14 protein-coding genes and 1 pseudogene are annotated in these 14,751 nt (G+C 56.8%); 10 read left to right on the forward strand and 5 right to left on the reverse strand.

Going from position 1 to position 14,751, the window contains the following annotated elements; all coding sequences use genetic code 11:
- Nucleotides 1–331: 331 nt before the first annotated feature.
- Both ACSZO1_RS17655 and ACSZO1_RS17660 read left to right on the forward strand, forming a co-directional pair.
- Entirely contained in the window at nucleotides 332–973 is a 642-nt protein-coding gene (locus ACSZO1_RS17655; protein ID WP_437614941.1) for a hydrolase, read from the forward strand.
- Nucleotides 974–990: 17 nt separating this feature from the next.
- Entirely contained in the window at nucleotides 991–2,562 is a 1,572-nt protein-coding gene (locus ACSZO1_RS17660) for an MFS transporter (RefSeq protein ID WP_437614943.1), read from the forward strand.
- Between the two features lie 359 nt (nucleotides 2,563–2,921).
- On the opposite strand, the gene ACSZO1_RS17665 is transcribed toward ACSZO1_RS17660, so the two are convergent.
- A complete protein-coding gene (locus ACSZO1_RS17665) occupies nucleotides 2,922–3,830 on the reverse strand; it encodes a LysR family transcriptional regulator (RefSeq protein WP_437614945.1) in 909 nt (302 codons plus the stop codon).
- Nucleotides 3,831–3,982: 152 nt separating this feature from the next.
- On the opposite strand from ACSZO1_RS17665, the gene ACSZO1_RS17670 reads away from it, so the two are divergent.
- The 5 genes and pseudogenes from ACSZO1_RS17670 to ACSZO1_RS17690 all read left to right on the forward strand — a co-directional run bounded on the left by ACSZO1_RS17670 (nucleotide 3,983) and on the right by ACSZO1_RS17690 (nucleotide 9,743).
- The gene (locus ACSZO1_RS17670; protein ID WP_437614947.1) at nucleotides 3,983–4,534 is read left to right on the forward strand and encodes an antibiotic biosynthesis monooxygenase; all 552 of its coding nucleotides are present in this window, start codon (nucleotides 3,983–3,985) and stop codon (nucleotides 4,532–4,534) included.
- A gap of 21 nt (nucleotides 4,535–4,555) precedes the next feature.
- Nucleotides 4,556–6,424: pseudogene (locus ACSZO1_RS17675) on the forward strand (amidohydrolase).
- Between the two features lie 273 nt (nucleotides 6,425–6,697).
- Complete coding sequence (locus ACSZO1_RS17680) at nucleotides 6,698–8,149, forward strand: methyl-accepting chemotaxis protein (RefSeq protein WP_437614949.1); 1,452 nt, start codon at nucleotides 6,698–6,700, stop codon at nucleotides 8,147–8,149.
- An 88-nt stretch (nucleotides 8,150–8,237) separates the two neighbouring features.
- Complete coding sequence (gene yghX / locus ACSZO1_RS17685; protein WP_437614951.1) at nucleotides 8,238–9,122, forward strand: YghX family hydrolase; 885 nt, start codon at nucleotides 8,238–8,240, stop codon at nucleotides 9,120–9,122.
- 153 nt (nucleotides 9,123–9,275) lie between these two features.
- On the forward strand, nucleotides 9,276–9,743 hold the full coding sequence (locus ACSZO1_RS17690; RefSeq protein ID WP_437614953.1) for a helix-turn-helix domain-containing protein: 468 nt from the start codon (nucleotides 9,276–9,278) through the stop codon (nucleotides 9,741–9,743).
- Nucleotides 9,744–9,781: 38 nt separating this feature from the next.
- Here the strand turns inward: ACSZO1_RS17690 and ACSZO1_RS17695 are convergent, their stop codons facing one another.
- Both ACSZO1_RS17695 and ACSZO1_RS17700 read right to left on the reverse strand, forming a co-directional pair.
- A complete protein-coding gene (locus ACSZO1_RS17695) occupies nucleotides 9,782–10,201 on the reverse strand; it encodes an ASCH domain-containing protein (protein ID WP_437614955.1) in 420 nt (139 codons plus the stop codon).
- A complete protein-coding gene (locus ACSZO1_RS17700; protein ID WP_437614957.1) occupies nucleotides 10,191–10,484 on the reverse strand; it encodes a hypothetical protein in 294 nt (97 codons plus the stop codon). The genes ACSZO1_RS17695 and ACSZO1_RS17700 overlap by 11 nt, the downstream gene beginning before the upstream one ends.
- A 409-nt stretch (nucleotides 10,485–10,893) precedes the next feature.
- Here ACSZO1_RS17700 and gstA point away from each other — a divergent pair, with 409 nt between their 5' ends.
- Nucleotides 10,894–11,496: a glutathione transferase GstA gene (gene gstA / locus ACSZO1_RS17705; protein WP_437614959.1), complete on the forward strand. Its 603-nt coding sequence runs from the start codon at nucleotides 10,894–10,896 to the stop codon at nucleotides 11,494–11,496.
- 15 nt (nucleotides 11,497–11,511) lie between these two features.
- Here gstA and ACSZO1_RS17710 read toward each other — a convergent pair whose 3' ends face one another.
- The gene (locus ACSZO1_RS17710; protein ID WP_437614961.1) at nucleotides 11,512–12,267 is read right to left on the reverse strand and encodes an alpha/beta fold hydrolase; all 756 of its coding nucleotides are present in this window, start codon (nucleotides 12,265–12,267) and stop codon (nucleotides 11,512–11,514) included.
- An 83-nt stretch (nucleotides 12,268–12,350) separates the two neighbouring features.
- Here ACSZO1_RS17710 and ACSZO1_RS17715 point away from each other — a divergent pair, with 83 nt between their 5' ends.
- Together ACSZO1_RS17715 and ACSZO1_RS17720 are read left to right on the forward strand one after the other, a co-directional pair.
- Complete coding sequence (locus tag ACSZO1_RS17715) at nucleotides 12,351–13,184, forward strand: AraC family ligand binding domain-containing protein (protein ID WP_437614963.1); 834 nt, start codon at nucleotides 12,351–12,353, stop codon at nucleotides 13,182–13,184.
- 77 nt (nucleotides 13,185–13,261) lie between these two features.
- A complete protein-coding gene (locus tag ACSZO1_RS17720; protein WP_437614965.1) occupies nucleotides 13,262–14,227 on the forward strand; it encodes a DMT family transporter in 966 nt (321 codons plus the stop codon).
- 265 nt (nucleotides 14,228–14,492) lie between these two features.
- Here the strand turns inward: ACSZO1_RS17720 and ACSZO1_RS17725 are convergent.
- Nucleotides 14,493–14,751, reverse strand: a 259-nt coding sequence (locus ACSZO1_RS17725) for a hypothetical protein (RefSeq protein WP_437614967.1), incomplete at its 5' end; no start/stop codon positions are given.

Below are 14,751 nucleotides of genomic sequence, written 5' to 3' on the forward strand. Positions count from 1 at the left end.
CGGGCATCGTGAAAAGTCTATGTCAAAGAAAGGGTTATGTTCTCATAATTGACGATTAAATCGCACCTTCCTTAAGTGGTTTTGGGTTGCTGCACACCACGGTAAAGGCTAGCTGCCCGGAAAGATAAGGCATAATTTTTGATGAGTTGTTGAAAGATTTTTAACATGTAAAGTTATGACTTTAATGGACATTCATGCCGGAGGTCCTGTCAAAAAAAACTTAACGAGTTGCCAAATTCTTTCCGCTATCAGTGATCGGTTCCATTCCGTATTGTGATTTCCAGAGCAGCACAACACCGAAACGAAATCACAAACTGAAGAGGAAATAATCATGTCTAAACTCGACCTGCTGGACCCACAGAACTCTGCGCTGATCTTCATCGACCATCAGCCACAAATGTCCTTCGGCGTGGCGATTATCGATCGCCAGCAGCTTAAAAATAACACCGTCGCTCTGGCAAAAGCGGGCAAGATTTTTAACGTGCCGGTGATTTACACCTCTGTGGAAACCGAAAGCTTCAGCGGCTATATCTGGCCGGAACTGCTGGCGGTACACCCTGATGTGGCGCCGATTGAACGTACCTCAATGAACTCCTGGGAAGATGCGGCGTTTGTCAAAGCGGTGGAAGCCACGGGTCGTAAGAAACTGATTATCTCCGCCCTGTGGACTGAAGTGTGCCTGACCTTCCCGGCGCTGATGGCGCTGAAAGCCGGTTACGAAGTGTATGTGGTGACGGATACCTCTGGCGGCACCAGTGTGGATGCCCACGAGCGCTCCATCGACCGTATGGTGCAGGCGGGTGCAGTGCCGGTGACCTGGCAGCAGGTGCTGCTGGAATACCAGCGCGACTGGTCGCGCAAAGAAACCTATGACGACGTGATGGACCTGGTACGCGAGCACAGTGGTGCCTACGGTATGGGCGTCGACTATGCCTACACCATGGTGCACAAAGCGCCAGCGCGTAAGTCATAAGCTAACGGGGGCTGAGCATGAGCCAGCAGAAATCTCTCTCCGGCGGCGCGTTTGCGCCGCTTACTCAGGGACTGTTTGCCGTGATTTGGGCGGCAACAGTATTGGGCAATACCGGTAGTTTTATGCGCGACGTCGCCAGCTCCTGGCTGGTGACCGGGTTATCCTCCAGCCCGGCGGCGGTGGCGCTGATGCAAACCGCCGCCACCTTGCCCTTTTTCCTGCTGGCGATCCCGGCGGGTGTGCTCTCCGATATTGTTGACCGTCGCCGTTTACTGATTGCGGTTCAGTTGTTGCTGGCCAGCGTCAGCGGCACGCTGTTACTGCTGTCGCACTACCAGCTGCTGACGGTCGATTACCTGGTGGCGCTGACCTTTGTCGGCGGCATTGGCGCGGCGCTGATGGGGCCTGCGTGGCAGGCGATCGTGCCGGAGCTGGTGCCACGCCCGCAGCTGCGTAATGCCGTGGCGCTCAATTCACTCGGCATTAATATCGCGCGGGCGATTGGCCCGGCGGCAGGCGGTTTACTGCTGGCGGCATTTGGTGCCTGGGCAGCATATGGCGCAGATGTGCTGAGCTATGTATTCGTGATTGCTGCGCTGCTGTGGTGGAAGCGGCCGGTCAGAACGCAGGATGCGCTGCAGGAGCACTTTTTTGGCGCGTTCAGAGCCGGTCTGCGTTATGTGCGCGCCAGTCACGAGCTGCATCGGGTATTGCTGCGCGCGGCGCTGTACTTCGTTTTCGCCAGCGCCATCTGGGCGTTGCTGCCACTGGTGGCGCGTAACCTGCTGCAGGGCAGCGCCAGTTTTTATGGCGTGATGCTCGGTGCGGTCGGTGTCGGGGCGATTGCTGGCGCATTGCTGCTGGCGCGGATACGTGCGCTGCTCAGCAGTGATGGTTTACTGTTGCTTTCCGCTACTCTTTCTGCGCTGGTCATGGTGGTGCTGGCACTGCCGCTGATGATTGTGCTGGGCGTCAGCTGGATTATCGCGCTGACCACGCTGAACAGTGTGGCACAGGCGGTACTGCCTGACTGGGTGCGTGGGCGCGGGCTCTCCGTGTATCTGATGGTATTTAATGGCGCGATGGCGGCAGGCAGCCTGTTCTGGGGGATCGTCGCCAGCCATACCGGACTGGTAATGGCGTTGCTGCTGGCGGGTGGTGCGTTACTGCTGACGGCGCTGCTGTGCTGGAAACTGAAACTACCGGCAGGCGAGGCAGACTTACAACCTTCAGGTCACTGGGATGAGCCTGCGCTGGAAGACCATCAGCATGACAGCCATGGCGCACAAGGTCCGGTGATGATTCAGATTCACTATCAGGTGGCGGCGGAAGATCGTCCTGCTTTCCTGGCGGCGATTCGGCAACTGTCACTGGCACGCCGCCGCGGTGGGGCATCGGCATGGGGTATCGCGCAGCACAGCGCTGAGCCGGATACGCTGGTGGAGTGGTTCCTGGTGGAGTCATGGCAGGAACATCTGCGCCAGCACCAGCGTGTTTCACATGCGGATGCGGCATTACAGCAGGAAGTTCAGCGCTTCCATCGCGGCACGGAAAAACCGCAGGTGCATCATCTGCTGTCACTGAACTGAGATCCATACGCAGGACACTGACAAACTCAGAACATGATGAATCAGCAGCAACGCATAAACGGAAAGCACACAAGATCGGGAACCCGCCAGCACCCCATCGTGCTGGAATCGCAGACAGCCACTCAGAGCACAGGGCAGACTAACCGCAACGCAGAAAATCAGGGCGCAGTGAACACGGTCAGCGGAGGAAAGCGTCCCGCGCCATGGACGGCGCGGGCCGAGCGGTCAGGGATGACGAAAAGCGACTTTCCGTAGCTGACCGTGTTCACTGCGCCGACGCCGAACTAAAAGCGATGTTCCTTGCAGTACACAGAACTTACAGCGATGCCTTTTCCGCGTCGCGGTGGCTGCCCCGCCCCTCACTCAGCCACATACACCGCGCCAATCCCGGCAAAGTTCTGCAACCGTTCCCGCCACCACAGCGCTGCATTACCGCTGGCGCTGTCACTCCAGGCAAGAAACGCCTGATCGCGCCGCGGTGCGCTGTCGAGCTGGCGCTCCACCAGTGCGCCACTCGCCAGATGTGGGTTAGCAAGATAACGCGGCAGATAGCCACAACCCAATCCGTCGAGTTGCGCCTGCACCTTATCGGCAAAACTGTGCACGCTGAGAATCGGTTGCTCATCCAGCACGCGCAGATCGCTGCCTTCGCCGTGGCGCGAAGAATCATTCACCACCACCGCCCGGTACTGGCGAATCTGTTCACGCAACAGCGGTTCCGGCAGCGACGCCAGCGGATGATGCGGCGCAATGGCAAACACATACTCCAGCCAGCCAATCGGCGTACACTGCACGCCCTGATGGCGCAGCGGTTCCTGCACCGCGCCAAATACAATATCGGCGTCACCATAACTCAGCGCTTCCCAGCACCCCGCCAGTACATAGTGACGGAACAGCAACTGAGTATGCTGATGTTGCTGATAAAACTCATCTATCAGCGGCGAAAGCAGGGAAAAGGGCACTGATGCATCGAGGCTGATGGTCAGCTTACTTTCCCAGCCACTTTCGACATATTTCGCCTGCTGCTCCAGCTCGCCCACCGCGCGCAGCAACACGCGGCCTTTTTCCAGCATCAGGCGACCGGTCGCGGTAAAGGTTGCGCGATGGCCGGAGCGATCCAGCAGCGTAATACCGAGATCGCTTTCCATCTTTTGAATCGTATAACTCAGTGCGGAAGCGGTTTTAAACATTCTGGCCGCGGCCGCGGCAAAGGTGCCATGGCGGTCCAGGGCATCCAGGATCAGCAGCGCTTCAAGGTTTAATCGCATCTATTCACCACCCCAAAAATTGTTTAACAACAACCCAAAATCTTTCCGTTATCAATCAACCTGCCTATTTCGTATCGTTTCCGCATGCAATACAACCCCCTGGCGACACTTTCAGAATTCGTTTTCGCCACGGGTAACGTGAGGAGCGTAACGTGGATTATCCGCATCAGGCACAACATATTACCCTGGTGATTACCCATCGCCTGCAACGGGATAAACAGCCGGACTACGAACGCTGGCTGGAGACAATCATGCCTCAGGCGGCGCTGTTTCCTGGTCATCTGGGCGTCAACGTACTGCGCCCGGTTCACGGCGAACTGACCTATACCGTACTGGTGCGTTTCGACAATCTCGACAACCTTTATCACTGGCTGAACGCCAGCGAACGCAAGGTACTGGTCGCCGAACTGGCAGAGCTGCTGGTGGCGCCAGAGCATCTGGAGATGCGTCCGGGCGCGGCCTTCTGGTTTACCCCGGCGACGCCTGCTTCTCCGGCACGCTGGAAACAGTATCTGGTGACACTGGCGGTGATCTTCCCGTCAACCAACCTGGTTCCGTGGTTCTGGGGCCATGTCTTACCCGCCAGTAAAGGTGCCCTGTGGGGCCATTTGCTGAATGACGCCAGCGTGGTCGCGCTGGTGGTGTACCTGTGGATGCCGGCAATCACGCGGCTGCTTAAAAACTGGCTGAGCCCGCGCGCTTAAGCCCAATCCGGAGAAACAGTTATGACAACGGCTTCACTCATTCTGACCAACGGCAAATTTCATACCGTCGACCGCGAAAATCTGCAGGCTACGGCGGTGGCAATCAAAGACGGCAAGTTCCTCGCTGTCGGCAACGAAGCAGAGGTGATGCAGTTCGCCGATGCGGCAACAAAAGTGGTGGATCTGCACGGTCATACCGCCATTCCTGGCCTGAATGACTCGCATCTGCACCTGATCCGCGGCGGCCTGAACTACAACCTTGAACTGCGCTGGGAAGGTGTGCCGTCACTGGCGGACGCGCTGCGCATGCTGAAAGAACAGGCGCTGCGCACGCCATCACCACAATGAGTACGCGTGGTGGGCGGCTGGAATGAGTTCCAGTTTGCCGAACGCCGGATGCCGACGCTGGAAGAAATTAATGAAGCGGCGCCGGATACCCCGGTATTTATCCTGCACCTGTACGATCGCGCACTGCTGAACCGTGCGGCGCTAAAAGTGGTGGGCTACACCCGCGATACCCCGAACCCGCCGGGCGGCGAAATTCAGCGCGACAGCAAGGGCAATCCGACCGGCATGCTGATTGCGCGACCTAACGCCATGATTCTGTATGCGACGCTGGCGAAAGGGCCGAAACTGCCGCTGGATCAGCAGGTGAACTCCACGCGTCAGTTTATGCGCGAGCTGAACCGCCTCGGCCTGACCAGCGCCATTGATGCGGGCGGTGGCTTCCAGAACTATCCCGATGACTATGAAGTGATCTCGGAACTGCATGCGAAAAAACAGCTGACGGTGCGCATCGCCTATAACCTGTTTACCCAGCACCCGGGACATGAGCTGGAAGATTTCGAAAAGTGGACCGATATGCTGCAACCGGGGCAGGGCACGGATTTCTATCGTCATAACGGCGCAGGCGAAATGCTGGTGTTTTCGGCAGCCGACTTCGAAGATTTCCTCGAACCGCGTCCGGACCTGGCGCCGGGGATGGAAGATGAACTGGAACGTGTGGTGCGGCATCTGGTGGAACACCGCTGGCCGTTCCGCCTGCACGCAACTTATAACGAATCCATCAGCCGTATGCTGGATGTGTTTGAAAAGGTGAACCGTGATATTCCGTTTAACGGCCTGCACTGGTTCTTCGATCACGCCGAAACCATTTCCGAAGCCAATATTGAACGCGTGAAAGCGCTCGGCGGCGGTATTGCGGTACAGCATCGCATGGCGTTCCAGGGCGAATATTTTGCCGAGCGTTATGGCAAAGAAGCCACGAAACAGACACCGCCAGTGGCGAAAATGCTGCAGGCTGGCGTGCCGGTAGGGCTGGGCACTGATGCCACTCGTGTGGCGAGCTATAACCCGTGGACGGCGCTGTACTGGCTGGTATCTGGCCGTACTGTGGGTGGAATGGCAATGTATGACGATAACGCCCGTCTTGATCGCGAAACCGCGCTGATGCTCTGGACCCAGGGCAGCTCCTGGTTCTCCAGCGAGCAGGGCAAAAAAGGACAGATCAAGGCTGGTCAGCTGGCGGACCTGGCGATTCTGTCGCAGGACTACTTCAGCGTGGCGGAAGAAGCCATTAAAGGTATCGAATCGGTGCTGACAGTGGTAGATGGTGAGATTGTGTATGCCGCCGGACGTTTTGGCCCGCTGGCACCGCCATCGATTCCGGTATTGCCGGAGTGGTCGCCGGTGGTAACGGTGCCGGGCCACTACCGCAGCGCACCGCCGCAGGCTAACAGCCGCGTTGGTATGATGCCGCAGGTACACCACTGCAGCGGCCCGTGTGGTGTTCACCAGCATCAGCACGATGTGGCGCGCCACTCATCGGTGCCGGTGGCAGATGACAATGCCTTCTGGGGCGCACTGGGCTGTTCCTGCTTCGCCTTCTGATCCTCTCTGCAGGCCCGCTTTTATCAGCGGGCCTGACTGTCTTCAGCCCGCCGCCATCGGCTCTGCGCAGCACGCTCAACGTATTGTATTTATTATTTGGCTTTTCTTTCACTATCGTAACGAAGCGGAAATTAAATACGCCACAAAATAGAGACCTGCTACAGTTGACCTTAATACACCTGTCCATCTAATCTGTTTTCTTAGCGTTATCCCCATAATAAAGAAGTAGTTTCCTGATTTATCACAGATAAATTGACTCTCTGGATGAATGCTATGTCTGATAATTTATTACCTGCACCACAGCATCAACCCTCCATCGCGGTTTCACTGACCACTATTGCACTGAATGCTGACAGACTGATGCTCGCGCTGTTCTGGCTGCTGCTGGCGATTGGCCTGCTGCTTGGCTGGCATCACCAGCAACTGATGCTGGCATTTATCGCTGGTGGCGCGCTGACGCTGAGCGCCAGCGCCATAAAATGGCTTTTTCCCGCTACGCTCTTTTCCCGGCTGTTTTTTGCCGTGGTGATGTTAGGTTTTGCCGCCCTGTTTATTCAGCTGGGGCATGGCGAAACTGAATACCACTTTTCCGTCTTTGTCTTACTCTCTGCGCTACTGGCGTACCGTGATTACCGTCCGTTGCTGATGGGTGCAGCGACTGCTGCGGTGCATCATCTGCTGTTTAATTTTCTGCAGCAGCAGGGATTATTCGGCGTGGTGGTCTTTCCGCATCCTGGTTTTCATATGGTGGTGTTCCATGCGCTGTTTGTTATCGCGCAGACCGCTATCCTGATTTATATCGCAGTGCATATGGCCGCGGATGCGCGCGCGGCGAGTGAAGTGGCGCAGCTGGCGTCGTGGATTAACCGCGAACCCGGCTATCTGACACTGGTCAGTGATAAAGGGGCCAGCCAGACGCCGTTTGCCCGCACTTTCAGCCATACTCTCGATACCATGCACGATACGCTCGAACAGGTCAGCGGCGGGGTGACGACACTGCTGGCGGCATCCGAACAGATTAAACAGCGCAATGCCGCGCTGTCGACGCGTACCGATGAGCAGGCACATGCGCTGACAGAAGTCGTCAGCGCGATGGAACAACTGAACAGCGCCGCACAGCAAACCAGTGCCCAGTCGCAAAACGCACGTCAGCTGGCGGCAGATACCCGTCGGGTGGCGCAGCGCGGCGGCGAAAACCTGCAGGCGGCGGTGCAGTCGATGGCGCAAATCAGTCAGGAATCACAGCGTATCAGCGCGATCCTCGAACTGATTGACGGTATCGCATTCCAGACCAATATTCTGTCGCTCAATGCCTCGGTGGAAGCGGCCAGCGCGGGCGAGTACGGTAAAGGCTTCGCGGTGGTGGCAGCGGAAGTGCGCACGCTGGCGACACGCAGTGAACAGGCGGCGAAGGATATTCGCCAGCTGATTACCACTTCGTCGGCATCCACCCACAGTGGCGCACAGCAGGTGCAGCAGGCTGGGGTGACCATGCAGGAGATTATCACCAGAATTGGTCAGCTGACGGGACTGGTCGATGAGTTGTCCGCGATGAGTGAACAGCAAAAGTCGAGCATCGCGCAGATGCAGGACAGTATTACCAGTATCGACAGCAGCGTGCAGGATAATGTGGCGCATGTGGCGGAAACGCTGCATGTTGCTGAGGTACAACAGCAGCAAACCGATGCATTACAACAGGCGATAGCGGTATTTCGCCTTGCCTGATGTGCCATGGCGGAGTTGCTCGGGTTTGCCCTCCGCCATCGTGTAGTGACCGCTTTTCCCCGTTAACAACTGTGAAAGGAGCACTGTGATGACACGTCTGACCGCGAAAGATTTCGACCCGGAACTGCTTGAGCTTTATGACCACTATGCCCACGGTAAGATCACTAAACGTGAGTTTCTCTCACTGGCATCGAAATTTGCTGTCGGCAGCACTGCCGCCACGGTACTCAGCACGCTGATGCCCAATTATGCGTTAGCCACGCAGGTGGAATTTACCGATCCGGATATTGTTGCCGAATACATTGAATACCCGTCACCGAATGGTCAGCAGAAAGTGCGCGGCTACTGGGTGCGTCCGGCGAAAGCCACCGGCCCGGTGCCAGGCGTGGTGGTGGTGCATGAAAACCGTGGCCTGAACCCGTATATCGAAGATGTGGCGCGGCGTGTCGCCAAGGCGGGCTTTATTGCCTTAGCGCCGGACGGGTTGAGTCCACTTGGTGGTTATCCTGGCAATGACGACAAAGGGCGTGAGCTGCAGCAGCAGATCGACCCAACCAAACTGATGAATGACTTTTTCGCCGCCGTTGAGTTCCTGATGCAGCATAAACAGGTGAACGGCAAGGTGGGGATTACCGGCTTCTGCTATGGCGGCGGCGTGTCGAATGCGGCAGCGGTGGCTTACCCGGAACTGGCGGCCGCAGTACCGTTTTATGGTCGTCAGCCAAAAGCGGAAGATGTGCCCCGTATCAAAGCGCCGTTGCTGATCCATTATGCGGAGCTGGATACGCGCATCAACGAAGGCTGGCCCGCTTATGAAGCAGCGCTGAAAGCGGCGGGCAAAACCTATGAAGGCTATATCTATCCTGGCGTGCACCACGGTTTCCACAATGATTCCACGCCACGCTACGACAAAGCCGCCGCTGATTTAGCCTGGGAACGCACCATTAACTGGTTCCGCCGTTATCTGGTGTAACCTCCTGTTATTGCTCAGGGATGTGAATACTGTGCTGCGCCTGTCACCCGCTGTCGGGTGGGTGTCAGGTTACTGTCGGGTGACGATCGTGTTATTGGCGGCGGGTGTCGGAGACACTGTTATCCAGCGTTTAATACTGGAGGAGTCAATAAGATGAACAGCATTAATCAGGTCAGGAAATTGCGGCTGGAACGCGCCTGGTCGCAGGAGCAACTGGCTGAGCTGGCGTCACTGAGCGTGCGTACTGTGCAGCGTATTGAGAACGGTGACAAGCCGGGGCTGGAGACACTGAGTGCGCTGGCGGCGGTGTTTGATGTCAGCGTGGCGACGTTATCTGGCGAGCTGCAGGATGGCGAAGAGGCGGCGGAACAAAGGATCACCGAGGTCAGGCAGCAGCTGCGGCAAGAAGCGCGTTTTTACCGTTCGCTGGTGACGGCCGTGGTGGTATGTGCGCTGCTGGCGGTGATTAACTACGTCGCTTCTCCGCACAATGCCTGGTCGTTGTGGGTCGCGATAATCTGGGGCACGTTACTGGTCGTGCGCGGGCTGCGGATGTTTGTACTGCATGGCGCGATTGAGCAGTGGCGCAACAGGCGGCTGCAGCGCCTGTTGCGTAAGTGATAGCCAACGGCGGGCGCTGCGGCGTGCCGCCGCTGTTTTCAGGATGACACCACTTCAACCAGCTGAAATTCCTCGAACACCAGCTCCATCTCCGGGCTGAAACTGCCTGCGCGGGTGAAAAAATCCTGATGTTCGGCCCGCCAGAACGCGAGACTTAAATCGCCTTCGCCCTCTTTCTGTGCCAGTTCGGCGGTGACATCGCAGAAGCGTATCAGACGTAATGCCACGGTGCGGATCACGCAAAGCGGCTGCTGGCTGCCGCTTAAAATGATACTGAAGCTGCCGATGGCTGGCGCGTCATCATCCTGCTGAAACGCGTGCAGTGATGAGCAGCTGGCGGTTTTTTTGCCTGCAATCACCAGTGCGGCCAGCTCATCCGCCATTGCTGCTGAGTCACCAAACGCCCAGCTGACCGCGTTCGGGTATTTTTGCTGTAATGCTGCCAGTTTACTGGTCACGGCTCTGCTCCTGTCGGTGCTGTGCCTCGGCTTCACGGTTCATCCGGTCAAGATTCTCCTGCACCTGACGATTTTGCTCCGCCACTTCCTGCTGGCGTCGGCGGTGGTCTTCTTCCAGCTGCCGCAACTGCTGTTCCTGCTGCTGGCGCATCTGTTGCTGCTGTTGCTGACGCATCTGCTCATTTTGTTGCTGGAACTGATCATAAGCAGCATTAGCAGAGCAGAGTGTGGGGGCCAGCAGGATCAGACTCAGCAGTAAATGACGTTTTGCTACTCCTCGCATGGTAGGTACTCCTTTCAGATAACGACTCTCACTGTGACCCCGAGCATAGCCGATGAGGCCATCCGCGGGTGCCTGATAATTCTTAAAAACCAGCGCAGATCGCCTGCGGGCGGCGATCAGAATAAGGCAAAAAGTCTGACCGCATTTAGTGTTAACTGCCGTCGCGTTAAGGAAGGTGCGATTAATTCGATGGGAACCATTTTTTCGTCCTGTCATCGTATGGTAAATGAACAAAGAACCGCCCAAAACACTGAAAACGATAGATGAACGGCAATCATTGTAGTCATGAACAGAACTTTGAATGATTAAATCGCACCTTCCTTAAGTGCTTGTGACTGCCAGGCTAAACGCTACACTGAAGCGGAAATGTTATCTGGTTATCCATTAAACGCATAAGGAATCATGGTTGATGAAACTCTACTACTGCCCGGGAGCCTGTTCACTGGCGCCACATATTGTTGCTGAAGAAGCTGGCTTAGCGGTGTCACTGACCCGCGTTGATCTGAAAACGCATCTCACCGAAGCGGGCGACGATTTCTATGCCATCAACAGCAAAGGCTATATCCCGGCACTGCAGCTGGATAGCGGCAAACTGCTGACCGAAGGCGCGGTGATTTCTCAGTATCTCGCCGATCAGAAACCCGAAGCGGGTCTGCTGCCAGCCTCTGGTGAAGCTCGCTATGAAGTGCTGGAGTGGATGAGCTTTATCTCCACCGAGCTGCACAAAAATATGGGCGCACTGTTTAATCCGGCGCTGACGCCAGAGTGGAAAGCCGCAGTGACCGCTAACCTGAATAAGCGCCTTGACTGGTTAGCCAGCGCGCTGGGTGATAACAGCTGGCTGAACGGCGACCGCTTTACCATCGCCGATGCTTACCTGTTCACCGTGCTGGGCTGGAGTGGCATTGTCGGTCTGAGCCTCGACCTGTGGCCAGCGCTGCAGGCGTACCGGGCGAATATCGCCCAGCGTCCGGCGGTGATTAAGGCGATGAAAGCTGAAGGTCTGATCTAAGCGCCAGGCCGCGGTTTATTGCTGGCAGCCTGCCGCAATTGCCGCGGCCAGTCCCGGCGGATTTTCCCACGACATTGAGTGCCCGGCATGTGGCACCACGGCGGTATAAATCCCCTGAGCCTTCAGTGCGTCATAATCCTGATCGGGTAGTGAATGCTCACCAACAATGACGCCCTTTTGCAGCGGCAGGGCGCAAAACAGCGCCCACCATGACGGCGTCGTGCCGTTAACCAGCGAGGTCGCGCCACGCCAGGCGGCCTGCGGCAGCGTCATCTGCATCGAACCCGCCCACGGCGAGCTGTCCTCTTCAATGAGCAGCTGCTGGCCGTAAGCAATAAACTCTACTTCATCCTGCGCCGCAATCTGGCTGCTAAACTCGCCGCCGCCCGCATGCCAGTTGGGCTCGGAGACCAGTAAGGTGGTGAGATTCACGGGTTGCTGCGCTGCCACTTCATTGGCGATACTGCCGCCCATGCTGTGGCCGTACAGGGTAAAGGGCGGTAACGCCAGATGATTCAGCAGCTCGACAATGACGCGCGCCTGATCGCTGGTGCTATAGCTGAAGCTGGTGGGTTTATCGCTAAAACCGGAGCCGGGCAAATCCACCAGAATAATACGGTGGTCGCGCAGCTCAGGCTGCGCCGCTACACGCGGATATTCATAGGATGACGCGCAGCCTAAACCATGAATAAAAACTATCGGCGCACGTTCGCCGGGCAGGTCGTGGTAGCGCACTTCTGCTGACAGCAACGCGGAGAAAAAGCTGTTCAAAAGGCAACTCCTGTACTTTTTTGTTAAGCAGTTTGCCTGCATTCTATTATGCTTGAGGTCCTATAGCGTAGTGGAGATCGGCAGTGCAAGGCGTTCCGCAGCAGTTTCCCTGTGAAAAAGATCGCGCCCGTTTCCGGCATTTACCTGAATTGCCGGGGGTGGAGCTGTATCACGCCCATATCTCCAGCTACGCCTTTGAGCCGCATACCCATGAAGCGTTTGGTATGGGCACCATTGATTACGGTGCCGAGCGCTTTCGCTATCGCGGTGCCAGCCATGTTGCGCCAGTGAATTCGCTGGTGCTGATGAACCCGGACGAACTGCATACCGGGGAATCGGCGACGCAGGATGGCTGGCGTTATCAGATGATCTACATTGACCCGAACATGATGGAAACGCTCTCCGGTGAGCGCGGCTGGTGGTTTACCGATGTGGTGCGTGACGATCCTGTCACCTCACGGCTGCTGTCGCAGGCGTTGAGCGCGCTCTGGCAGACGACGGATGCGCTGGCGGCAGAAAACCAGCTGTTCAATGTGATCCAGCTGCTGCGTCCGCATGCGCGAGTGGCGAACACGCTAACCCATGAAGCGGCACCGCGTTTTGAGCAGGTGCGCGACTATTTGCGCGCCAATGTCGGGCGCAATATTACGCTGGCAGAGCTGGCGGCACTGGTCTCCCTCAGCCCTTATCATTTCCTGCGCCAGTTCAAACGCCAGTATCACGTTACGCCACATCAGATGCTGATGGCATTTCGTTTATATGATGCGAAGCAGCTGCTGACGCGTGGTATGGCGGCGGCAGAGGTGGCGGCCGCGGTAGGACTGACCGATCAGGCGCATCTGACGCGCACTTTCGCCCAGCGTTATGGTATTACGCCGGTTCGTTACCAGAAGCAGGTGCTGGCCGCCCGCCGTTAGCGCAATTTCATACAATATTTTCGCTGTCATCTGCGGCAGAGTGGCAGGGATGTTTTTGCTGATCTCAGGCCTGACTTATGTTCGCTGGTGTACTCTTCGCCCTCTCCGCGGGTTTAATGTGGGGACTTATCTTTGTTGGCCCGTTACTGGTGCCAGACTATCCCGCCAGTCTGCAATCTGCAGGACGCTATATCGCCTTTGGGCTGGTGGCGTTGCCGCTGGCATGGCATAAGCGGCAACGTCTGCGTGAGCTGACGCGGCGTGACTGGACTGAAGCTCTTAAGCTGACGCTGGTGGGTAACCTGATCTATTACACCTGCCTGGCCAGCGCTATTCAGCGCACCGGTGCGCCGATCTCGACCATGATTATCGGTACTCTGCCCGTGGTGATTTCCGTTACCGCCAATCTGTTATATGGCCAGCACGAAGGCCGGCTTTCCTGGCGCAAGCTGACGCCTGCACTGTTGCTGATTGCCGCAGGACTGGTTTGCGTTAATGCGGCGGAACTCAGCCTTGCTGGCAGTGATTTCAGCCTCTGGCGCTATCTGAGCGGTATTGCGCTGGCGCTGGCGGCTGTGGCCTGCTGGACATGGTATCCGCTGCGTAATGCCCGCTGGCTGAGAATGCACCCGCAATACCGCCCTGCTGCCTGGGCAACCGCGCAGGGGCTGGTGACGCTGCCCGTGGCGCTCATTGCCGGGGTGCTGGTTTGCCTCCAGCTGGCGCTGACTCAGCCTGCGTTCTCGCTGCCATTTGGCCCGCGACCAGAGGTGTTTGTTCCGCTGATGTTATTGATCGGTTTGCTGTGCTCGTGGTTAGGCACACTCTGCTGGAACGAAGCCAGCCAGCGTCTGCCTACGGTGCTGGTGGGGCCACTGATTGTCTTTGAGATCCTTGCGGGCCTTGCCTATACCTTCCTGCTGCGTCAGCAGTGGCCGCCGCTGCTGACGCTGGCGGGTATCCTCTGTCTGATGGCTGGCGTGATCATGGCAATGCGTATCAAACCTGAGCCACGGGTGGTTGAAGTCACATCACCAGGCTAACCTTTTTCTCTTTTTGCCGGCTGCCTGCGCAGGCACTTTCAGAATTAGCGCAGCCGGTCTCCGCACGCTGTTCCCGGCCCTCACTTTTCCCCGCTTCACCCTGATATGTCTGAGGTTATGCTGTCCGGCAAAGGTTACTTGTTGTTTTTTTGTTCATTTTAGCGCGTGCTTGCCATAACCTGGCTGAGCAGAGCTATAAGAATTGTCGCTAATGAAATCTGGCCTTCTGACACAAAGGTCAACGCCCGCTACTGAATAATTTGCGCTATTTTTGACCTTTGACTGGCCCGGAAGCGGTCCAGTTAAGTGTGGAATATAAACGGCAGATAAGCGGTATAAATCCTGGATGCATTCCCCTGATAGTTAAGCCTGTGCGAAGTATTGGCATCATGACCGGGCTATGGCAGGAATAAAAGGGGGGAAAGCCGTAAATATCGCTAAACCATTTTTGGTCGTGACGCAGACTTAGTGTTGTTGTACTCTTTGCCCTTTGGATGATTGATGGCAAAGATTGATGTGGTTTG

Source organism: Erwinia sp. V71, from assembly GCF_965644245.1.
Lineage (GTDB): Bacteria > Pseudomonadota > Gammaproteobacteria > Enterobacterales > Enterobacteriaceae > Erwinia.